This window comes from Roseobacter sp. YIN89 (genome assembly GCF_057219365.1).
In genome coordinates, this window is sequence record NZ_JBXVVD010000002.1 from 790,205 (window position 1) to 813,145 (window position 22,941).

Annotated in this window: 20 protein-coding genes; 5 read left to right on the top strand and 15 right to left on the bottom strand. The window is 62.2% G+C overall.

The window, feature by feature from the left end; translation table 11 throughout:
• Positions 1 to 56: 56 nt before the first annotated feature.
• The 4 genes from AC2D8V_RS10030 to AC2D8V_RS10045 all read right to left on the bottom strand — a co-directional run bounded on the left by AC2D8V_RS10030 (position 57) and on the right by AC2D8V_RS10045 (position 5,864).
• Complete coding sequence (locus AC2D8V_RS10030; RefSeq protein ID WP_484733386.1) at positions 57 to 935, bottom strand: 50S ribosomal protein L11 methyltransferase; 879 nt, start codon at positions 933 to 935, stop codon at positions 57 to 59.
• A complete protein-coding gene (locus tag AC2D8V_RS10035; protein WP_484733387.1) occupies positions 935 to 2,326 on the bottom strand; it encodes an MATE family efflux transporter in 1,392 nt (463 codons plus the stop codon). Before AC2D8V_RS10035 ends, AC2D8V_RS10030 begins: the two co-directional genes overlap by 1 nt.
• Positions 2,323 to 3,555, bottom strand: coding sequence for an MFS transporter (locus AC2D8V_RS10040; RefSeq protein WP_484733388.1), 1,233 nt, complete (start codon positions 3,553 to 3,555; stop codon positions 2,323 to 2,325). The genes AC2D8V_RS10035 and AC2D8V_RS10040 overlap by 4 nt, the downstream gene beginning before the upstream one ends.
• Before the next feature lie 113 nt (positions 3,556 to 3,668).
• Entirely contained in the window at positions 3,669 to 5,864 is a 2,196-nt protein-coding gene (locus AC2D8V_RS10045; RefSeq protein ID WP_484733389.1) for a primosomal protein N', read from the bottom strand.
• 117 nt (positions 5,865 to 5,981) lie between these two features.
• On the opposite strand from AC2D8V_RS10045, the gene fsa reads away from it, so the two are divergent.
• The 4 genes from fsa (at position 5,982) to AC2D8V_RS10065 (ending at position 9,186) form a co-directional block, all read left to right on the top strand.
• Positions 5,982 to 6,635 (top strand): fructose-6-phosphate aldolase, encoded by a 654-nt coding sequence (gene fsa, locus AC2D8V_RS10050; RefSeq protein WP_484733390.1) that lies wholly within the window; start codon positions 5,982 to 5,984, stop codon positions 6,633 to 6,635.
• A 173-nt stretch (positions 6,636 to 6,808) separates the two neighbouring features.
• Entirely contained in the window at positions 6,809 to 7,516 is a 708-nt protein-coding gene (locus AC2D8V_RS10055) for a DUF484 family protein (RefSeq protein WP_484733391.1), read from the top strand.
• Positions 7,513 to 8,436 carry a tyrosine recombinase XerC gene (locus AC2D8V_RS10060; RefSeq protein WP_484733392.1) on the top strand — a complete coding sequence of 308 codons (924 nt, stop codon included), beginning with the start codon at positions 7,513 to 7,515 and terminating at the stop codon, positions 8,434 to 8,436. Before AC2D8V_RS10055 ends, AC2D8V_RS10060 begins: the two co-directional genes overlap by 4 nt.
• Before the next feature lie 54 nt (positions 8,437 to 8,490).
• Positions 8,491 to 9,186 (top strand): CDP-alcohol phosphatidyltransferase family protein, encoded by a 696-nt coding sequence (locus AC2D8V_RS10065; protein WP_484733393.1) that lies wholly within the window; start codon positions 8,491 to 8,493, stop codon positions 9,184 to 9,186.
• A 207-nt stretch (positions 9,187 to 9,393) separates the two neighbouring features.
• Here the strand turns inward: AC2D8V_RS10065 and AC2D8V_RS10070 are convergent, their stop codons facing one another.
• From AC2D8V_RS10070 to AC2D8V_RS10105, 8 genes are all read right to left on the bottom strand, one after another.
• Positions 9,394 to 9,849, bottom strand: a complete 456-nt coding sequence (locus AC2D8V_RS10070) for a methylated-DNA--[protein]-cysteine S-methyltransferase (protein ID WP_484733394.1) — start codon at positions 9,847 to 9,849, stop codon at positions 9,394 to 9,396.
• A gap of 65 nt (positions 9,850 to 9,914) precedes the next feature.
• Positions 9,915 to 10,778, bottom strand: coding sequence for an NAD(P)-dependent oxidoreductase (locus AC2D8V_RS10075; protein WP_484733395.1), 864 nt, complete (start codon positions 10,776 to 10,778; stop codon positions 9,915 to 9,917).
• 80 nt (positions 10,779 to 10,858) lie between these two features.
• On the bottom strand, positions 10,859 to 11,104 hold the full coding sequence (locus AC2D8V_RS10080) for a DUF3253 domain-containing protein (protein WP_484733396.1): 246 nt from the start codon (positions 11,102 to 11,104) through the stop codon (positions 10,859 to 10,861).
• A complete protein-coding gene (gene ileS, locus AC2D8V_RS10085; protein ID WP_484733397.1) occupies positions 11,085 to 14,042 on the bottom strand; it encodes an isoleucine--tRNA ligase in 2,958 nt (985 codons plus the stop codon). Before ileS ends, AC2D8V_RS10080 begins: the two co-directional genes overlap by 20 nt.
• Before the next feature lie 277 nt (positions 14,043 to 14,319).
• Positions 14,320 to 15,936: an FAD-dependent oxidoreductase gene (locus AC2D8V_RS10090; RefSeq protein WP_484733398.1), complete on the bottom strand. Its 1,617-nt coding sequence runs from the start codon at positions 15,934 to 15,936 to the stop codon at positions 14,320 to 14,322.
• 39 nt (positions 15,937 to 15,975) lie between these two features.
• A complete protein-coding gene (locus AC2D8V_RS10095; RefSeq protein WP_484733399.1) occupies positions 15,976 to 16,983 on the bottom strand; it encodes a YcjF family protein in 1,008 nt (335 codons plus the stop codon).
• Positions 16,983 to 17,432, bottom strand: a complete 450-nt coding sequence (locus tag AC2D8V_RS10100) for a GNAT family N-acetyltransferase (protein ID WP_484733400.1) — start codon at positions 17,430 to 17,432, stop codon at positions 16,983 to 16,985. The genes AC2D8V_RS10095 and AC2D8V_RS10100 overlap by 1 nt, the downstream gene beginning before the upstream one ends.
• Positions 17,429 to 18,844 (bottom strand): YcjX family GTP-binding protein, encoded by a 1,416-nt coding sequence (locus tag AC2D8V_RS10105; protein WP_484733893.1) that lies wholly within the window; start codon positions 18,842 to 18,844, stop codon positions 17,429 to 17,431. The genes AC2D8V_RS10100 and AC2D8V_RS10105 overlap by 4 nt, the downstream gene beginning before the upstream one ends.
• A gap of 113 nt (positions 18,845 to 18,957) precedes the next feature.
• On the opposite strand from AC2D8V_RS10105, the gene truA reads away from it, so the two are divergent.
• A complete protein-coding gene (gene truA / locus AC2D8V_RS10110; protein WP_484733401.1) occupies positions 18,958 to 19,725 on the top strand; it encodes a tRNA pseudouridine(38-40) synthase TruA in 768 nt (255 codons plus the stop codon).
• On the opposite strand, the gene AC2D8V_RS10115 is transcribed toward truA, so the two are convergent.
• From AC2D8V_RS10115 to AC2D8V_RS10125, 3 genes are read right to left on the bottom strand one after another with little or no spacing between them, the layout of a single operon-like run.
• The gene (locus AC2D8V_RS10115) at positions 19,722 to 20,189 is read right to left on the bottom strand and encodes a hypothetical protein (RefSeq protein ID WP_484733402.1); all 468 of its coding nucleotides are present in this window, start codon (positions 20,187 to 20,189) and stop codon (positions 19,722 to 19,724) included. The two genes, truA and AC2D8V_RS10115, sit on opposite strands and share 4 nt — an antisense overlap.
• Positions 20,186 to 21,838: a hypothetical protein gene (locus tag AC2D8V_RS10120; RefSeq protein WP_484733403.1), complete on the bottom strand. Its 1,653-nt coding sequence runs from the start codon at positions 21,836 to 21,838 to the stop codon at positions 20,186 to 20,188. The genes AC2D8V_RS10115 and AC2D8V_RS10120 overlap by 4 nt, the downstream gene beginning before the upstream one ends.
• Complete coding sequence (locus AC2D8V_RS10125) at positions 21,835 to 22,815, bottom strand: membrane dipeptidase (protein WP_484733404.1); 981 nt, start codon at positions 22,813 to 22,815, stop codon at positions 21,835 to 21,837. Before AC2D8V_RS10125 ends, AC2D8V_RS10120 begins: the two co-directional genes overlap by 4 nt.
• Positions 22,816 to 22,941 lie beyond the last annotated feature (126 nt).

Below are 22,941 nucleotides of genomic sequence, written 5' to 3' on the forward strand. Positions count from 1 at the left end.
TGCTTGCGAAATGTGGCAATTTGATGGCATTTCGCCTGAATATGGCCAAATTAGGGCTATTCAGAAGCCTGTTTTGTCAACGTTAGCGTCGTCCAGTCAACAATCTCTTCACGGTGCACCAGATTAAAGCCGGAACGTGCATAAACTTCGGCAACTTCGTCAGCCTGTTCATTCAGAATCCCCGAGAGAATCGCATACCCTCCCGCCGCGATGTGCACACCCATATCTGGCGCCAGCGATATCAGCGGACCTTTCAGGATATTCGCAAAGACCAGATCAAACTGGGCCTGTTCTGACAGATGAGGGTTTGCAAAACCTGCAGCTTCGACGCAGACCACCCGCCCCGCCAGACCGTTTGCCTCCACATTGCTGCGCGCCACGTCGACGGCAACCTCATCTATGTCGCTTGCCAACACCGGGTTGGGCCAGATGCGCGCCGCCGCCATCGCAAGCACGGCCGTGCCACAACCGATATCGGCCACGTTGTTACCGACGAACCTCGCGTCTGCCAGCCGGTCAAGCGCGCGCAGGCACCCAAGCGTTGTTCCATGGTGCCCCGTGCCGAATGCCATCGCAGCCTCGATCAGCAAAGGTTCGCATTCCTCTGGCACCTTGTCGGCATCATGACTGCCGTAAACGAAGAAGCGACCAGCCTGCACCGGGGAAAGTTCGCGCCGCACATGCGCAACCCAATCCGTCTGCGGTATCTCAGAGACGACAAACGGTTTTGCCCCAAGAGCCGTGCTCAGAAGCAACAAAGCTGTCTCGTCTGGCGCGTCGGTGAAATATGCGCCCACTTCCCAAAGTCCCGAGCCATCTTCCATCTCGAACACACCAACACCCGTCGGTTCAGGCGTAATATTTTCCAATGCCTCGCCAAGCTTTTCGGCGGCTGCCTTGTCAGGCAGTGTGGTCAGGGCGGAATAAGTGGTCATCAGCGGCTCCGGTATCTGTCGGGGTTCGGGTAGGGCCGTGGGAGCGCGGGGTCAAGCGACGTTTGATCCTCGTGGCCAAGGGTGCGCACAAAACGCCAGCCCCAAACGCAGGCGAAACTGCCCGCAAGCAAACTGGCTAGCGCCTGCCCGTAGATCACGCCGGGCGCGCCGTAGATCGCAGCCAGGGCTGCGGCAGCCGGCCAGCTGAGCACCCCGTCTTTCAGCCAGTTCACCAGTGTGGAACGCCCCGGACGCCCGAGATTATTAAACGCGGCGTTTGACACAAAGAGCGCACCTACAAAGACAAAACCTCCAACGCCAATGGTGCTGAATGCCCAGAGGATTTCTGCTCCCTCCCCCGACAGATCGAAGAGCCGCAGGATCATCGGGGTGGCAAGCACCAACACCGCCCAAGTGGCGAGCGTGTAGATGGCGCAAAAGATCAAGGCATCGCGGTACGCGGAGCGCAGCCTTTCGAAATGGCCTGCGCCAAAATTCTGGCCAAAGATGCCGCCGATGGCGCCGGACAAGGCAAAGATGCCGCCAAAAGCGACAACAGTCAGGCGCCCGACCACGGCCCAAGCCGCGACGGCCGTATCTCCGAATGCGGACATGACCATCGTTAGAAAGTAGTTGCCGGCAGGTGTCGCCATTTGAGTTGCAATGGCGGGCACCGCAACGGCCATGTAGGGCGGCAGCGTACAGCGAATGTCGTGCCATGTGGGCCGCGCGATGAGGCGGTGTTGCGCAACGGCGAAATAAAGACCCAATCCCATCAGTGCAAACCGGAACAGCACAAGGCCTATTGCCGCCCCATCCAATCCCCAGCCGAGACCGAGGATGAGGATCGGATCGACGACCATTAAAACCGTGCCCGAAATCAGCGTGACATACATCGCCTTGGCGCCCAGCCCTTCGGCACGCAATACTCCAGAGCAAGTCATGCCAACCGCCATTACCACCAATGACGGCACCGTCATCGCGAGGTAGCGGGCGGCAAGTGCGGCAGTGTCGCCCGAAGCGCCAGCCAAAGCCACAAGATCGTGGCGAAAGGCAACTATGAGCGCGGCAACGACCCCTTGAAACGCCGCCGCAACGATGACCGCGCTGCCGGCCTGACGCCGTGCCGCCTGACGCTGCCCCGCACCAATGCTGCGCGATACCATTGCTGTCGAGGCGATCATCAGCCCGACGCCGGACGACACGGAAAAGAACTGTATCGCAAAGGCAAATCCGATTGCCGCGACAAGCGTCGGATCGCCCAACTGCGAAATCCAAATCAGATTGGCCGCGTCAACAAGGAAAACAAAGGTAATTCCGAAAGCGCCTGTGGCGGTCATGCGAACGACATGCCCCATGGTCGAGCCTGTCAGGAAACGCGCTTCGCTCATTCCGCCGGCGCTGCCAAGGGTCTGGAAAAGATGGTTTCATTGCCTTTTTCGGGATGGCGCGGGATCAGCATCGCCAAAGCAAATGAGATCGCCGCCATGCCTGCCGCCAACAGGAATACCGCCGCCGGTGACCAAAGCCACATAAAGCCTAGCAAGACCGGTAAAAAGACCGCCGCAATATGGTTGATCGTAAACGCAACGGCCGCTGTGGGCGCGATGTCGCCCGGATCCGCTATCTTCTGAAAGTAGGTTTTGAGCGCCAGCGCCAGACCGAAGAAGATGTGATCAATGACGTATAGCGTCGCCGCAACCAACACACCCCAGCCCAGAAAATAGACACCTCCGTAGGCCAGAAAAACGCACACCAGCCCGATATATTCGAACCCTAAAGTGCGGCGTTCTCCGAAATGACCAACAGCACGCCCGAGCAACGGCGCAACAATGATGTTGATGACAAGGTTGATCAGGTACAGCGTTGTGATCTCGTGGACGTCATAGCCAAATTTTTCGACCATCATAAAGCCCGCAAAAACGACGAAGATCTGCCGTCGCGCACCAGACATGAACTGCAGGGCATAGTAGAGCCAGTAACGCTTTCGCAGCACCATCTTTTTAACTTGCGGATCGGGCGCCTCGAATTGCGGGTAGGCTAGCATGGCCACGATCGCGATGACGACCGTGGCGCCACCGCCGATCATGTAAACCGTATTGTATGACAACTGCAGAGTTTCCCACAGGGCCATGATTGCGAGGTAGGCAATCAGCGTCGCGCCGGATCCTGCGGCCAGTAACCAACCAAGGACGCGCGGTGCCTCTTCTTTCGTCAGCCATTGCAATTGCAGGGACTGGTTGACCGTTTCATAGTAGTGAAACCCGATGGAGCTTAGCATCGTGATCGTGAGAATGCCGCCCATCGACGGGAACCACGCCGTCACGGCGGTGGCGGCCCCCAGCAAAAGCAACGACACCAGACCAAGCACCTGTTCGCGCATGAAAATAATGATCGCGATGACGCCAACAGCAAAAAATCCCGGTATTTCACGGACGGTATGCAGCAAGCCGATATCGGCGCCATCAAACGCAGCGGCTTCGATCACGAAATTGTTCAGTAGGGCTGACCACGTGTTGAACGCCAAAGGCATGGCCAGCGCCATCAGAAACAACAGCGCGATCGGCCGCTGCAGCAGCGGGCGGGTCTTCGCCTCGGCTAAGGGTACAATTCGGGCCATGTGACGTCATTATGCCTTTTTGTGCCGATTGACGAGAGGCGAACTGGCACAGGCCCTGTGCGTCAGGGCGGAGGCGGAAAGCGCTGCAATTCCCGCCATCCGCGCAGCCGCAGTCAGAAGAAACTTTGCGGGTCGATGTCGATGGCCAGCCGCAGATCACCCGACAGTCGCAGCGGCGCGACCCAGCGCGCCAGCGCGGGTTGCAGGGCGGTTGCCTTGTCGGCCTTGACCAGCAGACGCACCCGATGTCTGCCACGTACACGGGCAATCGGTGCAGGTGCCGGACCAAAAACCTGCGCGCCGACCTCGCGCAAGGCATGGTCGTTGCGAGCAAGCTGGTTGCCCGCGTCGAACACTTTGCCCACATCGGTCCCGCTCAGAATAATGCCCGCCATACGGCCATAGGGCGGAACCTGCGCGGCGCGGCGTTCACGCGCTTCTGCGGCCCAGAACCCTTCTTCGTCACCGGCGAGTATTGTGCGAATAACCGGATGCTCCGGCTGATAGGTTTGCAACAAAGCCAGCCCCGGCTTTTCCGCCCGCCCCGCGCGCCCCGCCACCTGCCGCATCAGTTGAAAGGTCCGTTCGGCTGCACGCAGATCAGAGCCTTGCAAACCAAGATCGGCGTCAATGACCCCAACAAGGGTAAGGCCCGGAAAGTTGTGCCCCTTTGCGACAAGTTGCGTGCCGATGATGATGTCTGCGGCCCCTTCGGCAATCTCACCGATTTCCGCCTTCAGCGCGCGCGCCGATCCGAACATATCTGAACTCAGCGTCGCAATCCGTGCCTGTGGGAAAAGCGCCGCTGCCTCTTCCCCCAACCGTTCGACACCCGGACCGACAGGGGCCAGACGATCTTCGGCCTCGCAAGCCGGGCACTTGCTGGGCATCGGCTTGCTCTCGCCGCACTGGTGGCAGACGAGACGTTTGAGAAAGCGATGCTCGACCATACGCGCGTCGCAGTCATCGCAGCCGATCTGGTGCCCGCAAGCGCGACACAGCGTGATAGGTGCGTAGCCGCGCCGGTTAATGAACAGCATCGACTGCTCGCCTGCCTCCAGACGCTTTGTCACCTCGTCTTGCAGCGCCTTGCTGATCCAGCGATCGGAGGGCAGTTTTTCCTGCCGCATATCAAGACTGCGCATTTCCGGCAGCACCGCGGAGCCAAAACGCGACGTCAGTTCCAGCCTTGTGTATTTGCCCGCTTCCGCGTTGGCCCAGCTTTCCAGAGACGGTGTGGCAGAGGCGAGCACGACATGGCAGCCCGCAATCGAGGCGCGCAGCACAGCCATGTCGCGCGCGTTATAGAACACCCCTTCTTCTTGCTTGTACGAGGTATCGTGTTCTTCATCGACAACGATCAGACCAAGGTTCTGAAAAGGCAGGAAAAGTGCCGACCGCGCACCGATGACAAGCTGGGCATCCCCCTGCCCCACCATGCGCCAGATGCGCCGCCGCTCGGTCATCGTAGCCCCCGAATGCCATTCGGCGGGGCGCGCGCCGAACCGCTCCTCGACACGGGTCAGAAACTCGGCCGTCAGCGCGATTTCGGGCAACAGAACCAGCGCCTGTCGCCCCGCGCGCAAGGCTTCGGCCACGGCCTCGAGGTAGACTTCGGTCTTGCCAGAGCCTGTCACCCCGCGCAGCAGAGTGGTCCCGTAGATTTCGGCTGCGACCTGCGCCGCCAGATGCTGTGCTGCCGCGTGTTGATCGTCGGTCAGCGTCTTGCCGGGGCGCGACGGGTCCAGCCGGGCAAAAGGCAAATCACGCGGGCTGTCTTCTTCTGTCACAGCGCCTTGCGACACCAGCCCCTTTACCACCGATGTGCCCACGCCGGCCATCTCTGCCAACTCTTTGAGCGTGAACGACAGGTCGCCATACTCTGCCAGCGCACCCAGAACCTTGCGCCGCGCTGCGGTCATCTTGTCGGGGTCGCCGCCGCCGCGTCGGTAAATTTTGCGCATCGATGGCGGATCACCCAACCCCGGCGCGCGGGTGGCCAACCGCAGCATCGCAGGCATGGGCGTCAACGTATACTCTGCCGCCCGTTCGAGAAAAATGCGCAACTCGTCCCGCATCGGTGCTGCATCCAGTACCCTGTAGGCCGCACGTATCTTGGATCGGTCATAGTCGCCACGCCCAGCACTCCATACCACGCCCAAGACTTTGCGCGGACCCAGCGGCACCTCGACAAACGCACCGGGGCGGCACCCGCCTTCAGGGGCGAGATAATCCAGTGCACGCCCAAGCGGTTGGGTCGTCAGCACCGAAATCAGGTCCCCTTCGTGAAAGAATTCTGGCTGCTGCACGCACGCCGCTCCGGCAGAAAATGACGTTAGAGGGTTTAAGCATGGCAGATCATGCGGTAAATCCAAGCGCGATCAGCCTCGTCTGGCTATCGCTTATGCAAACCAAGGGAGCAACCCATGAAATTCTTCGTCGATACGGCGGACACGCAAGCCATCTCGGAGCTGAACGATCTGGGTATGGTCGACGGCGTTACAACCAACCCCTCGCTGATTCTGAAATCCGGGCGCGACATTTTGGAAGTGACTAAGGAAATCTGCGGCATCGTGGAAGGCCCGGTGAGCGCCGAAGTCGTGGCCCTCGAAGCAGAAGAGATGATTGCCGAAGGTCGTAAACTGGCAGAAATCGCCGAAAACATCACCGTCAAGCTGCCCCTGACGTGGGACGGCCTGAAAGCGTGCAAAGTCCTCTCGGACGAGGGCAAGATGGTCAATGTGACCCTGTGCTTTTCGGCCAATCAGGCTCTACTGGCAGCCAAGGCGGGTGCCTCGTTTATCAGCCCGTTCATCGGACGGCTGGACGACATGAGCCTTGATGGAGTCGACTTGATCGAAGACATCCGCACGATCTATGATAACTATGGTTTCGAAACCGAAATCCTCGCTGCCTCTATACGCTCGGTCAATCACGTCCAGCAAGTTGCGCTGATCGGCGCAGACGTCATGACCGCACCCCCGGATGTGATCAAGAAACTCGCTGGCCATCCACTGACAGACAAGGGTCTTGAGCAATTCATGGCAGACTGGGCAAAGACCGGTCAGAAGATCCTGTGATCCGTCACGCATAAACAGTACGGCGCGTCATTTGATTTTTCGAGTGGCGCGTCGAGGCAACAACACGGTGCCGTCGCGACAAATTTGCGAAATGATGGCAGATTTTGCCGCAACATCGTGCTACAAGCGCACAACAAAGCGCACAGCGCGACAAAAAACAAACAGAGCAGGCAATGAGCACCAAGCCCAAGATTGAGGATGCCCTGCGCGAGGCGATCATCGCGCAACCCAATGTCATTCTGGACGACAAAGACGTCATGCACGCGCTGATTGCCGCCAATGAAAAGACCATGGGCGCAAATATCGTAGACCTGCGCGGCATCGCGATGGACAGGCTGGAGCTTCGTCTGGACCGGCTCGAAGATACGCACAGATCGGTGATTGCCGCGGCATACGAAAACCTAGCCGGCACGAACCAGATCCACCGTGCGATCCTGCGCATGCTCGATCCCGTGGAATTCGAAACCTTTCTGTCCGATCTGCGCGGCGAAGTTGCCGAAATACTGCGCGTTGACGCGGTCCGGCTGGTGCTGGAAACCGAGCAGGCAGAAACCGACCCGTCGCTGGCGCGACTGGGCGATGTGTTGTCGATCATGGCGCCCGGATATTGCGACAATTATCTGTCCGGGCAGGTCGCGGGAAATGCCCGCCCCGTGGTATTGCGACAGGTGCAGGGGGCCGAGCATACACTGTTTGGCGACAAGTCCGACTTTATCCGTTCGGAGGCTTGTCTGCGGCTCGATTTTGGCCCGGGCCGTTTGCCTGGCATGTTGCTGTTGGGCGCGGAAGACCCGCACATGTTTGGCCCGCAACAGGGCACTGACCTGCTGATCTTTTTTGCCGGCGTCTTTGAACGCGTCATGCGACGCTGGCTTTCGTGAGCCTGATCAGTGCCGCCGCAGGCGACGCTCTGTCGCGATGGCTGGATGACTTGCGCGCGGTACGCGGGGCAACGGAAAACACGCTGATCGCGTATCGCGGTGACATCGTCGAGTTCGTGTCGTTCATGACCGCCTACAAGGCTGAACCTCAGGGGCTTGGCGCGCTTGCGCGGCTGTCGGTTACAGATATGCGTGCCTGGATGGCGAATGCCCGAAGCGACGGTGTCGGCGCGCGGTCTCTCGCGCGCAAGCTTTCGGCGGTCAAAGCGTTTTACCGGTGGCTTGCCGAGCGGGAGAACTTTGAAGCGACTGCAGTACTGAGCGTGCGGGCACCAAAATTTCAGAAGAAATTGCCGCGTCCTCTGGCCGAGGACGCAGCGCGATCTCTCATCGATACAATCGAAGACCAGTCGCAAGAACCATGGGTCGCAGCGCGCGATGTCGCAGTATCCACGTTGCTCTGGGGCTGCGGGCTGCGCATTTCAGAGGCGCTTTCCTTGCGCGGGGCAGACGCGCCGTTGGCCGCGAGCCTGCGGATCACCGGCAAGGGTGGCAAGGAACGGATCGTGCCGGTATTGCCAGCCGCACAACAGGCCGTCGAGCGGTATATGGACCTATGCCCTTACGATCTGGATGCATCGGACGCGCCGCTGTTTCGGGGCGTGCGCGGCGGCCCGCTTGGACCGGGCGCGATACAGAAAGTGATGGCGCGGGCACGGATGCAACTGGGTCTGCCGGCCAGTGCGACACCGCATGCCATGCGCCACAGCTTCGCCACCCACCTATTGAACGCAGGAGGCGATCTGCGCGCAATACAGGAGCTTTTGGGCCATGCATCCCTGTCGACCACGCAGGCATATACCGCAGTTGACACGGCGCGTCTGATGGAGGTGTATGCCCGCGCCCATCCCAAAGCATGACAGGTGCCGAGCGCGACGGCAGCCCGAGCGGACCAGGACGAAAGACGCAGTGATATGACACAAAGAATGGCCGCGCTGGCGGTGCACCTACTGACGGCCACGGGGGCCGTGTTCGCAATGCTTGCGATGCTGGCGGCGGTAGAGGCCAAGTGGGATCTGATGTTTCTTTGGCTGGTGGTGGCCTTTGCAGTTGATGGCATCGACGGCCCGCTGGCGCGCAAGACGAACGTCAAGATCAACGCGCCGGAGTTCGATGGCGTTCTGCTGGACCTGATCATCGACTACCTGACCTATGTATTCATCCCCGCCTTTGCCCTGTTCAAATCGGGCTTGATGGATGGCTGGACCGGCTGGTTCGCGATTATCATCATCACCTTTGCCTCGGCCATGTACTTTGCCGACACACGTATGAAAACAAAGGACAATTCCTTTTCCGGCTTTCCCGGTTGCTGGAACATGCTGGTCCTGGTCATCTTTGCGCTGGAGCCGAATTTCTGGGTCAGTCTCGCACTGGTGAGCGCGCTTGCGATTGCCATGTTCCTGCCGCTGAAGTTTGTCCATCCGGTTCGCACCGAACGCTGGCGGGCGATCACGCTGCCGATGGCATTAAGTTGGACCTTTTTTGCGGGCTGGGCAGCATGGGTCGATTTTCACCCGCAAAGCTGGGCGCATTGGGGTCTGGTGGTCACCAGCCTCTACCTGACTTTTGCCGGTATCGCGCAGCAGGTCATTCCGGCGCGCAACACGTAAACGCAACGCCCGCGGGGCCCACCGGACGCGCGCCTGCGCCATCCCCTGATTTCCCTTGTTTCACGGGCCAAACACGCTGCGGTATCTCGTCGGTACAACGTCGGTATTACGTCGGTGCAAACCGGCCATATCCGCAAAATCCGGCGGTAACACACCGTTCGGGCCGTAAACCCTGCCAAAACCTGACCGCACCGCGCGCTGTTGCGATCAGATCAGGAAACCGCCTGCCCGCTCGTGGCGCAGCAGGGCCACCTTGGTCTCGACACCGCCTGCGCCGGAAAATCCGGTCAGACCCTTGGCCCCCATCACACGGTGACAGGGAATGATCAATGGGATCGGGTTGGCCCCGCAGGCCTGCCCCACGGCTTGTGGCATGGCGCCAAGCGTGCGGGCAATATCGCCGTAGGTGACGGTTTCGCCAAAGGGGATTGCCGACATCTGCGCGCAAACATCGCGCTGAAACGCGCTGCCCTCTACACGCAGAGGCAGGTCAAACGCCTCCAGCGTGCCGGCATCATAGGCGGCCAACTGGTCAAGCGCCCGGCGCAGCACCGGGCTGCTGTCCTGTCGGGGCGCGTGAGCCCAGCGCAACGCAACGATTGCGCCGTCTGCCTCGGTCACGCAAAGCGCGCCGAACTGGGTATCAAGGCTTGCCGATTTCATGGCCAAGGGTTGATCGCATCGTGCCTCAGACGCAACCCGAATCCTGCTGCATGGGGCAGAGGCCGCTATGATTTGGCGACAAGCTCAACCAGCGCGGTCAGTTGCTTGTCTTGCAGGCCCTCATCCATCGCGCGTTGCGTCAAATCACGCATCAGTCGCGGTAGCGCATCTGCCGTAGCGGTCGCCTCGAAAGTCTCCATCACGTCGTCGAGCGCATCGCGGTAAACGGCGACGGTCGCGTTTGCGCCATCATAATTGCCGTCTGGCACCGTTTCCATGAACACTTCCGCGTATTTCTGGGCCACGCCCATGGTAACCGGTATCTGTTCGGCAAAAGAACTCAGCGGCAGACCCGCCTTGCGACACACGGCTCCTCCGTAGATCAGGCCGAACATCCAGGCCTGCCGCGCGGTGAACATGGCCGCAAACAGCCCCGGGACTGACGCGGCGGTCGTGCCGACATGGGCTGATGCACCGCCCAATGCGCGGATGATATCACCGCAACGGTCCCAAACATCTGTTGGGCCTGCGCAAAGAATAGCTGTTTCCGGCTGACCGATGCCTGTCGGATAGGCGTTGATCATACCGATCAGCCACGCAGCACCCGCCGATGTCAGCATCTCTACCAGCTTTTCCGCATCTGCCGCACCACCGGTGGAAAGATCAATGATGACCTTTCCGGCCAACCGGCTCTCCTGCCCTGCCAGAAGCTGGTGCGAGGTATGGTGGTTTCTGACGCAGATTATCACCACGTTACTCGCATCAACGGCAGCGCCGAGCGACGCCGCGGCATGCGCGCCTTTCTCTGTCAGCGCGGCTGCCTTGTCAGGTGAACGGTTCCAGACCGTGACCCCATAACCGTTTTCCAACAACGTGACAGCAAGCGCTGCCCCCATCTTTCCCAACCCAATCACAGAAATGTCGGACATGCTTTCCTCCCAGTTCAGACTTATGGGTAGCACATCCTTGAACAGACCGGTCAGCTTTTCTGGCGTAGGACGAGACGCCTTCAGTGCTTGGCCAATCCCAACCGGATCGGGCCGCGCGCAGTGAGCGGGTCTATCGCCCTGCCCTTTTGGGTCGCAAGCAGCGGCAGGGATGCCGCCACGCGGCGGATATCTGGCATGAGCGCACGCCAGTTGTCTGCGCTCAGCCGCCTTGCAGCGTCGGAGGGGCAGAACGTTTTCTCTGCCCCCCGTTCGTACGCAAGGTCCATCAGGACCGCGGCAATCGCCTCATCCGACCGCGCTGTCACAGCGGCCGCAAACACCTTGGTGCGAGTGAGTGCCGACATCGGGCAGCACTTTCCAGCAGCGGGCGCATTTTTCGCCGTCTGCTTTCTTGAAGACAACCGCGATCCCGTCCTCTCCGAGAAGCGAAAAGGCCTGACGGGAGGCAAGCTCTTCGTCTTCTGCCTGAGCGCCCGCCTTACCGAGGACGACCATCTCGCCATCGACGTCGACACGGATGTCGGAGACGATGCAGATGTCGTCAAAATCGACGCTGTTCAGCGCCTCCGCCAGTGCGGGATCATCCACGTAGACCGTTGGCGCCGCTTCGAGCGAGGCGCCGATGACCTTGTTGGTCCGCTCCACTTCCAGCGCCGCGGTCACGACGCGACGGGCCCTGCGAACGCCGGACCATTTCGCCGCCAGCGCGTCATCGCGCCAGTCATGCGGCGTCTTTGGGAAGTCCTGCAGGTGCACCGAGCTTTCCTCGCCGGGGAACCGTTCGAGCCAGACCTCTTCCATGGTAAAGACCATGATCGGGGCCAGCCATGTTGTCAGCCGGTGAAAGAGCAGATCAAGCACGGTGCGCGCGGCACGGCGGCGGGTGGTGTCGCCATCGCAGTAGAGCGCATCCTTGCGGATATCGAAGTAGAAGGCCGACAGGTCAACCGTGGCAAAGGTGAATACCGCCTGCCAGACGCCCTGAAAGTCGAACCGCGCGTAGCCGTCGCGCACGATCTCGTCCAGTTCGGACAGGCGGTGCAGCACCCAGCGTTCCAGTTCGGGCATGTCGGCGGGATCTGTGCGGTCGGCCTCGCTGAAGTCCGACAACGAGCCGAGCATGTAGCGCATGGTATTGCGCAGCCGGCGGTAGCTGTCGGCGGTGCCCTTGAGGATTTCCGGCCCGATCCGCTGGTCAAGCGTGTAATCCGTCTGTGCCACCCAGAGCCGCAGGATATCTGCGCCGTACTGCTGCACGATTTTTTCCGGCACGATGGTGTTGCCGATGGATTTGGACATCTTGTAGCCCTTTTCATCCAGCGTCATGCCGTGCGTGATCACGTTGCGGTAGGGCGCGCGGCCGGTGGTGCCCACCGATTGCAACAGCGACGAGTGGAACCAGCCGCGGTGCTGGTCCGTGCCTTCCATGTAGACGTCAGCGATGCCGTCGTCTGTTCCGTCGGGGCGGTCGCGCAGGGTAAAGGCGTGGGTCGACCCGCTGTCGAACCACACATCGAGAATATCCGTCACCTGTTCGTAGTCGTCGGGGTTCACGATGCCGCCGAGGAAGCGTTCCTTGGCGCCCTCTTCGTACCATGCGTCGGCCCCTTCGGCCTCGAACGCGTCGACGATGCGCTGGTTTACCGCGTCGTTTCGCAGCAGGTAGTCCGGATCGTCGTGTTTCGCGCCCACCTTGGAAAAGCAGGTCAGCGGCACACCCCAGGCGCGCTGGCGCGAGAGCACCCAGTCGGGTCGCGTCTCCATCATCGAGTAGAGCCGGTTGCGGCCCGATCGCGGGGTCCAGTTCACGTGGTCGATCTCGGTGAGCGCGCGCTCGCGGATGGTGGTGCCATGCTGGTCGAGCCCGTCGCCCACGGGCTTGTCGATGGCGGCGAACCACTGCGGGCGGTTCAGGCGGATGATCGGCGCCTTGGAACGCCATGAATGCGCGTCCGAGATGGTGATCCGCTTCATCGCGATCAGCGCGCCGGGCTCCTTCAGCTTTTCGATTACGGCTTTGGACGCCCCGCCCGGCTTGCCGTTGGGCTTGATCACCTGCTGGCCTGCAAAGAACGGCAGGTCATCGCGGAACGCGCTGTCGTCCATGATGTTGTAGGTCATCGGCAGGCCGTGTTTGAGGCCGATGGCGTAGTCGTCGTCGCCGTGGCTGGGCGCGGTGTGTACAAAGCCGGTACCGGCGTCGTCGGTCACGTGATCGCCCGGCAGGAGCGGCACCTCAAAGTCCCACTCGCCCGCGGCCCCTTCCAGCCCGCGCAGCGGATGCGCGCAGGTCAGACCGGCCAGCGCCTCTACCGAGACATCGTCAAGGCGGCGTACCATATCGTCGCCGCCCAACCGCGCCTGCGCAAAGATCTCCCCGGCAAGGGCATCGGCCACGATGACCTTCTCGCCGATCGTCGCCCAGCATTCCTCGGGCCGGCCGATGACCTCGTACAGCCCATAAGAAATGCCGGGTCCGAAACAGATCGCCCGGTTCTGCGGGATCGTCCAAGGTGTGGTCGTCCAGATCAGCACCGAGGTACGCCCGTCAGCGAGGCTGCCCGCGACGACCGGAAAGCGCACCCAGATCGCATCGGTCTGACGGTCGTGATACTCCACCTCCGCCTCGGCCAGCGCGGTCTTTTCAACCGGCGACCACATCACCGGCTTGGATCCCTGATAGAGCGTGCCATTCATCAGGAACTTCATGAAGTCCTCCGCGATGACGCGCTCGGCATGGAAATCCATGGTCAGGTAAGGATCGGCCCAGTTGCCCGTAACACCCAGACGTTTGAACTCCTCGCGCTGGATATCCACCCAGCCCGCAGCAAACTTGCGGCACTCTGCGCGGAAGTCATTGATCGGCACCTCGTCCTTGTTGCGGCCCTTCTGGCGGTACTGCTCTTCGATCTTCCACTCGATCGGCAGCCCGTGGCAGTCCCACCCCGGGATATAGCGGGAATCAAACCCCATCATCTGGTGGCTGCGCACGATCATATCCTTGATCGTCTTGTTCAGCGCGTGCCCGATATGCAGATGCCCGTTGGCATAGGGAGGGCCATCATGCAGCGTAAAAGGCGCGCGACCGGTTTTCTCGCGCAGGCGGTCATAAACGCCGATCTTCTGCCATCGCGCCAGCCAGTCGGGTTCGCGTTTCGGCAGGCCTGCCCGCATCGGAAAATCGGTCTTCGGCAGGTTCAGAGTGGATTTGTAGTCAGGTGTCTGAGGCGTATCGGCGCACATTACAGGCGTCCTTGTCCTTGGTGGTCAGCAATAAACAATGAGGGGTCGGTGCGAATGGCTCAAACACCTTTGCCCGGCGTCTCATCAATCAGAGCGCCGGGGATATAATTCGAAGGATGATCGCGACGATTATACTCATGCGCGGCCTTATACGCAGCACATGTAAGACGGGCAAGCCTAAAGCCGCCCGCCTGTATGGCAGACAAACCGCTCCCCTCACTTTGCCAGATAAACTCCGGGGGAGACGCGCGGCACGCGCGGCGGGGGCAGCGCCCCCTCACCGGTTGACGTGAGACCACACGCTGGAAATCACCACCGACCCCTCACCCACCGCCGAGGCCACGCGCTTGACCGACCCTGCGCGCACATCGCCGACCGCAAAGACGCCCGGACAGGAGGTTTCAAACTGACTGCCGCCGCCCGCCTCGGGTCCGGTGCATACAAACCCCTTGTCGTCGAGCGCCACCAGCCCCGAAAGCCAGCCGGTATTGGGCGCGGCACCCACCATCACAAAAAGCGCCTGCGTACGCAGCATCCAAGACTGACCGGCAGCCTTGTCGCGGATCGTGATCTCGCGCAGGCTGTCCTCGCCGTGCAGTTCGGTGACCTCGGTGCGCAGATGGATCGTGATGCGCGGATGCGACTGCAACCGCTGCAACAGGTAGTCCGACATCGTCTCGGCCAGTCCGTTGCCGCGCACCAGCAAGTGAACATGCCGCGTGGTACGGGCCATATACATCGCCGCCTGTCCGGCCGAGTTGCCGCCGCCGATCACCGCGACTTCCGCGTCCTTGCACCAGCGCGCTTCGATCTCTGTTGCGGCATAGTAGACGCCCACGCCCTCGAACGTCTCCAGCCCGTCAAGCGGCATCTTGCGGTATTGCACGCCCGTCGCCACAACCAGCGCCTTGGCATTCACCTCGTAGCCATCGTCCAGACAGGCATGAAAATACCTGTCCCCGCACTGGCGCAGCGCCGTGACCCGGCGCGGCACGGAAAACCGCGTGCCGAATTTCATGGCCTGCACTTCGCCGCGCCCGACGAGGTCTCCACCGGAAATGCCGGTGGGAAAGCCCATGTAGTTCTCGATCCGGCTCGACGTGCCGGCCTGACCGCCGATTGCCATATCCTCAAGCACCAGCGCACTCAGCCCTTCGGCACCGGCATATACTGCGGCGGCCACGCCCGCAGGCCCGCCCCCCACAATCAGCACGTCAAAGCTTTCGCCCTCTTCGGCGTCCAGATCATAGCCCAGAACCTCGGCCAGCGCCTTGGGCGTGGGCGGGTCCACCTTGACCGCCCCGCCAAAGACCAGACCGGGGCACCCGGCCTCAATGCCGCAGCGCTCTGCCAGCACTGCCGCCTCATCGGACCCGAGTGCGACCTCGCGAAACGGGATCCGGTTGCGTGCCGCAAAACTGGCCACCTGCCGCAGGTCCCGGCTCTGGTCGGCGCCAATCAGGGTGAGCGAGCCGTCCGCCCGCTCCATCGCGGCGCGGCGCCGCGCGGCGAGAACCGTGACAATGATATCGCTCATCTCCGGCATGTCGGACATCAGCCCCAGCATCTTGTCCCGCGGCACACACAAAAGCGTGCTGAGCTCCAGCGCCCGCGCCCCGGCCAGCGAAACCCCGCCCGACAGAAACTGAAGATCGCCGAAAAACTGTCGCGGCCCGAGCGTGGCATTGCCCAGCCGGTCGCCGGTCATCGGGTCCACCGCTTCAAGTTCACCCTCGATAACGTAGTGGAAAAGCGCAGTCGGCGCGCCCGGTTCCTGCACCATGTCACCCGGTTCGAACTGAACGATCTGTCCCACCTTGCGCATCGCTCTGACGTGCTCCGGCTCAAGCGGACGGCGCACAAGGGTTGCCAGATCGGCAGCAAAGCTTTCCATTCCCCTACCTCTTGCTTTCTGCGCGTCCCGGCATCGCGGTCACGCCTTACCAGACGTTACGATACCGCTCAGGCTGCGCGCGACAAGTTCGCGTATCTTTGGCCGCTTGCCCGGAGCAAAGGGCAGCGGGCGGCATACCTCCATCGCGGCCACCCCGACCCGCGCCGTCAGGGCACCGTTTACCAGCCCTTCGCCAAAGCGCCGCGAGAGCTTGCCAACGATGGATCCGCCGAGCACCGGCTCAAGCATGTCATCGCCAACAGCAACCGCACCGGTCGCGACCATGTGGCTGAGTACCGCGCGGGTAAGCCGCCAGCTGCCCAGCGTACCCGAACGCCCGCCATAGACTTCGGCCACGCGCCGGATCATGCGCATGTTCGCCGTCAGCGCCGCCGCGACATCCGCCAGCGCCAGCGGCACCAGCGCAGTGACCGTGGCCACCTGCCGCGCGGCCGCCTCAACCTCGCGCGAGGCCTCGCGGTCCAGCGGCGCCAGAAGCTCGGCATCGGCAAGGCCCATCAGGCTTGCCGCGTCCAGTTGGTCGCCGCGCAACTCGGCAAACCGGTCACGCCCCCAACGGGTATCCTCGCGCCCCCGGTAAAGACCGGTCAGCCGGTCGCAGACATCGCGCGCGGCGGTCAGGTCGTTTTCAGCCAGCGCGGTATCGGCGGCACGGCGCAGCCCATCCACACGCGACAGACGGCCCAGCGCGGCAAGTTCGCGAAAGCAGATGACCATCAGCACCGCGAGAAAAGCCCCCAGAAGGGCGGTCACACCCCAGCCGAGATAGGCATTGCGCGACACCAGCCCGGTCAGATAATCCCATGCGGCGATGGAGGCGATTGCCCCGATTGAGGCCGCGCCCAGCCCCCAGAACCAGCGCGCAAGCCGCGAAGGGCGCAAAGCGGCAAGCCGTGCTGCGCGCTGCATTGCACGCCCCTGCACGGCATCGGGCGCGGGCCCCGTGTCGGGGACGGGAGGTGCGTCGGCTGGTGACACCACCGGCGCGTCCGGTTCAATATCTATGAGCACGGGTCCCTTGGCCATCAGCCCTGCACCCGCGTCCATTCAAAGTGGATATCCGGCAGACCCGCCTCGTTTTCCGCCCCGTCCGTCCGGTCAATTTCGATAAATCCGCGCAGCCCGTAGAACCGCGTGGCAGACCCGTTGGCCTGATAACTCCACAGCCGCAGCGTATCGCAACACGCCTTGGCGTCCTGCAGCAGGGCTGTGCCCACGCCTTTGTCCTGCGCTTCGGGCAAAACGTAAAGCGCGTGCACGCGCTCTTCGTGACGTGCGATGAAGCCGACCACGCGGCCGTCAATCTTGGCGACGCGCACCCAGCCCGCGTCGATCATATCGCCCGCGTACATGATTTCTTCGGCGGCGGAGTGCACACGGGGCAGCCATGGCATCTCGTCATTGGACACCGACAGGATATTGCCGACGGCGCCTGCATCGAGGCTGCGCGCGGGGGTTATGATCACTTCCGTCATAACTTATCCCCTAGAAGGAATTGCGCCGCCTTATCAAGCCGGATGTGCGGCGGGCCATCGCCGGGCCGCAAACTTAGAACGGAAGGTGCGAAATTCATCACACGGTAGTCCTGATCGAGCCAGGTCTCTGCCCCGTCGCGCGCCGGCGACAAAAGCTGGGCGGGGTCTTGCGGCAGATCACCGGGGTAGAAGGCCGCCTGTTTGCCCGTTTCCAGCAAGGTGCCGCGCACCACGTCCAGTTGCTGGCCCTCGTGCGTGATCGTGTCTTCGGTCGTGGCGCGGAGTGACGCAAGCGCCATCGCCTCGACCTGGGCCCCGGCAAAGCGCGCGCGGTCCTCCGCGCCACGCAGCAGCGCCGTCATGATCGCCGTCAGCTTTTCATGCTGGCGGTGATGGAGGTGATCGGCCTTGGTTGCTGCAAACAGGATCTTTTCCACCCGCTTTCCCGCGAAAAGCTGTGTCAGAAACGCATTGCGACCGGGTTTGAACGCGCCAAGAATATCCGCCATTGCCCGGCGCATATCTTCAACCGCACGGGGCCCTTTGTGGATCGCTCCCAATGCGTCGACGAGCACGACCTGACGATCGATGCGCGCAAAGTGATCGCGGAAAAATGGCCGGACAACCGAGCGTTTGTAGGCCTCGAAACGCCGTGCCATTTCGCGCCGCAGGCTGCCGCGCGAGCCGGTGCCCGACCCGGGCAGCGGCGCAAAGGTCAGTACCGGCGACCCCTCCAGATCGCCTGGCAGCAAAAACCGTCCCGGCGTGCAGTCGTAATAGCCCGCGTCACGCGCTGCGTTCAGATAGGCCGTAAACCGCGCCGCCAGCGCTTTGGCCTGTGGCTCGTCCAGCGTCGCCTCGCTGTCCAGAGCCGGAAGACCATCCAGAAACGCCGCCGCCTCGGGCCGTGCCTGCGCGCGCGCCAAGGTCTCTTGCGACCAGTCATCATAGCTTTTGTCCAACAGCGCCAGATCAAGCAGCCACTCGCCGGGATAGTCTATGATGTCCACATGGATGGTGCGCGGCCCCTGCACGCCCGCAAGCAAACCGGTTCGACGCACCCGCAGCGACAGGCGCAACTCGGACACCGCGCGCGTGCTGTCGGGCCAGCGCGGGACCGGTGCGGTCAGATCATTCAGATGCGATTCGAAATCAAACCGCGGCACCGTGTCATCGGGTTGCGGCTGCAAAAACGCCGCCTCGATGCGGTTTTCAGCAGCAGCGACCAGATGCGGCATGCGCCCGCGGTCCATGAGGTTGGCCACCAGCGATGTGATAAACACGGTCTTACCCGACCGGGCCAACCCGGTCACACCGACACGGATCACCGGCTCGAACAGGGTTTCCGCCATGGCGTCTTGCACATTTTCAACCTGGCGCAGCACCGTATCGGCAAGTGTAGAGATAACCAAAGTGTTCTGCCCCAAGCGTCTTCCTTGAAACGAACATAAGACGCCGCGTGCGCGCATACCAGTACCTCAAAGCCATTTGACTGGCGCGCCCATGCAGGCTAGAGGCCTGCGCCATGCCCCGCTACGCCCTCAAAGTCGAATATCACGGAGCGCCCTTTGCCGGCTGGCAACGGCAAAAGGATCAGCCCAGCGTTCAGGGCGCGATCGAAGCGGCGCTGACCAAAATCGCGCCCGGCCCGCGCACCATCGCTGCGGCAGGGCGCACAGATGCCGGCGTACATGCCACCGGGCAGGTCGCTCATTGCGATCTGGACCACGCGTGGGAGCCGTTTCGCCTGTCCGAAGCGCTGAATTATCATATCAAGCCAGCGCCTGTAGCAATCACGGCCTGTGCCGAGGTCGCAGATGACTGGCATGCCCGCTTTTCCGCCACCCAGCGGCAGTATCATTTCCGGATGCTCTGCCGTCGCGCACCCGCGACCCATCTGGCCGGACTTGTGTGGCAGGTCAAACAGAAAATGGACGTGCAGGCGATGCAGGCCGCCGCAGACAGGCTGGTCGGGCGGCATGATTTTACCACCTTCCGCTCGACCATCTGTCAGGCCGAAAGCCCGGTAAAAACGCTGGACCGTCTGGATGTGCGCGCCGTGACGGGTACGTGGGGGCCGGAGGTGCATTTCGATGTGCGTGCGCGATCCTTTCTGCACAATCAGGTGCGCAGCTTTGTCGGCACGCTCGAACGCGTGGGCGCAGGTGCTTGGAACGCGGTAGATGTGGCGGCGGCACTGGAAGCGCGCGACCGTGCGGCCTGTGGTCCGGTGTGCCCGCCGCAGGGGCTTTATCTTGCGCATGTCAGCTATGACGCGCCGCCGTTTGACTAGTCGTTGTCTGTAAGTCCGGCGCCTGCGCCGGCTTCGCGTGACGCGGCGCTGTCCGGTACAAAGGTGCGTGCGGCAAGCTGTTCCATCTGAGCGATCAGCGCAGCGTACCCGCGGATACGACCGGTATGAACGGGCGCGGGTCTTTGCCTGTCGACCTCAAGCCTTCCGCTATCATCTTGATAAGTCGCGAGAAACGGCAGAACATCGAGATAGCTTTGCAGCAAAGGATCGGCCTGAACAAGCGGCGCGGCGCGCGTCAGCGCGGCGTCAAGCGTACGCGGCAGATCGATGATGGGCCCGCACGGCAGCGCGTCGAGCGCCAGTGTCAGTACCTTGGCGTCCCGACCTGCCTGCATGTGCCGCGCGGCAACGGGGCCAAAGCGCGCAGCCTGACCCGCCGGTGCACCCGCGCCCCGCGCCGCCTTGGTGGCGAGCGCGCTGATCTCGGTGACGGAAAAGCTCATGCTTGAAAGACCGGCAACCACCAGTCATCGGCCCTCTCATCCAGTTCATCTGCCAGCGGTGCCCCCTGACAAAGTGTGATCCTTGTCCAGCGGTCCGATTTGGGATCGAACTTGGACGCCCCGAAAAACGACAGCTTGCAGCGCAGCATGTCGATGGGCAGGCAGGTTTCCGCAATCAGGTTGTCGCGGATTTCACCGTAGGGATATGTCGCAGCCCCCGCGACCCGCGCGACTGCGAGCGCATGTTCGGGGTGACGCGCCAGAAAGGTCGAGACCGGTTCGGCGCGCGACGGCAGGTCGTCATTGAGCGCCTTGATACGCCGGCCGATATCCAGCGGGCTTTCCAGTTCGGCACCCGTTTCGAGAAAGCGGTCCCCCAGACGCGGCTCCTGCTTGGCGGCGCTGACATACCAGAACTGCCGGCATTGGGCGATGTCATGATATTGCGGGCGAAGCGCCCAGTCGCAATCGCGCGCAATGGCCTTGGAAATGGCCTTGGTGTCGCGGAAGGGCATAACGCGCGCGCCAAACGGGTCTGACATGCAGTCGGCCAGCCCGTCGACGAGGTCGCCGAAGGGTTCCAGCAGGAGCGCCACAAGCAGTTCCTGCAGATCGAGGCTGCCTGCCTGCGCGCGGTCCAGCAGGGTTGTGACCGCGTCGGGTTCGGTCAGCCGGTCTTGGGTGATGCCGGTGGCAATTTCGGCCCAATCCGCGCGCAACCGGTCAATGCGCGCCTGATGCGCGGGGTCCGGCACCTGCCATTCGGCCAGATGCCGGGCGGCCCTGTCAGCCAAAGCTTCGAGCCGTGCCGCGTCCTTGTCACACAGCGTGTCCAATGCCGCCACCCGTGCCAGCGCCGTTTCGCGCGCGATCACCCAATTGTTCAGCAAAACCGGATGGTTGACCAGAAACGGCGCCATGCCAAGCCCGGTGGAATTGCCAATGCCCAGATAGCGCTTGAGGTGCCGGTCCAGCGGCGCGCCGCCCAGAAACTCCACGAGATCGTGGGTAAAGTGCCGGATGAGCCAGACAGTCAGCATCTCTGCCGCGAACGGCCCGCCCATGCCCGGACGTGCGGCAAAATCGGCACGGTCAGCAATGCCGAACTTGCCATTGCCGTAAACCGCCGTCGTGCGCATCAGGTATCCTGTGGCCCGGATCAGGTCGGCATCCGGCTGGCGCCCGGCCCGCAGGCTGTCGACCACGTGGGAAAACAGGCGGACCGACTTGTTGGCGCGGCTCAGCACCAGATCGCGTTCGGTAAAGCGCGCGGCCTCCTGTTGCGGTGCCGAGGCTATGATGCGGGCTATCTCGGCGTCATCCGGTACGCCATCGTAAAGCACATAAGCGCTGTCCCACCGCGTCGCGATGACCCGATCCGTGCGGTCCTGCGGGGCCAGCGCCTGTGTCACCGCAACCAGCGAATAGACATGACCGCCAAAGGGGATGGCGTAGACCGCATGGCCGTATCCGTCACCATCCATGCGCCAGACCGGACGGGTAACTGTCGCGCCTTCGCGTGCCAGCGCCCGCGTAAGTACGCGCAGAAACGACAGCCGCGTGGGAAACATTGCGCCCATCCGCGCCAGCCGCATGACATCCGACGGCGGGCGCAGCGGTGCCTGCGGGATATCCAATACGTCCTTCATACCGGGCCAAAGCTCTCGTCGTAAAAACGCAACCAGTTGCCGCCCATGATGCCATCCACCTCGGCTTCGTTCAGGCTGGTCTGCAATAGCCCGTCGCGAATGTTGCCAAAATCGCGGTTGTCCGCGAACCAGTCCGGCATGGGCGGAAAGCCGGGCGCGGCGGCAGAGCCTTCGCCGTAGTCAACCACCTTTGACCAACGCCCGACCCGCATCCATTCGACCACGCTGTCGGGCTGATTCTGGCAAAGATCGCTGCCAAGGCCGAGGTGCTCGGCCCCGTAGCGCCCGGCAGCCTCTTCGATCATCGCGCAAAAGCTGCCCAAGGTGCAGCCGCTGCCGTCTTTCAGATGATGGGGGTAAAGCGAAAACCCAAGCATCCCGCCCGCCTGCGTCAGCGCGGTCAAGACGCGGTCGGATTTGTTGCGTAATGCGGGATGCCACCAATGCGGGTTGGCATGCGTGATGGCGACAGGCCGCGTCGAATGCTCGATCGCCTCCAGTGTCGAACGCTCGGCGGAATGCGACATGTCCACCACCAGACCGACCCTGTTCATTTCGGCCACCACCTGCTTGCCCATGCGCGTCAGGCCCGTGTCGTCATCCTCGTAGCATCCTGTCGCCAAGAGGGACTGGTTGTTATAGGTCAGTTGCATGAACCGGATGCCAAGCTGATGGCAAATCTCGACAAGGCCGATGTCGTCTTCGATCGGGCTGGGGTTCTGAAACCCGAAAAACACCGCCGTGCGCCCTTCTTGCTGCGCGCGACGCACGTCTTCGCCGGTCGATCCCTTGAAAATCAGGTCCGTATGCGCCTCGAACCAGCGGTTCCACTGCTCGAGGTTCAGCACCATCTCGCGAAAGGTTTCGTGATAGGCGATCGTCACGTGAACCGCATCAACGCCGCCCGACCGCATCTGGGAAAAAATCTCCGGCGAGAAGTTGGCGTATTGCAGATTATCGATCACAGGCGCACGCATGGCCGATAGCCTGAGCGCCAAATCACGCCGTTTGCAAGCGCAAATACGCGCACGGCGCCGTCTTGCCCATGAAAACAACGCAAAACAATGCTTGCCTTGGACAAATCCTTGCGTGTTAAGCTGACG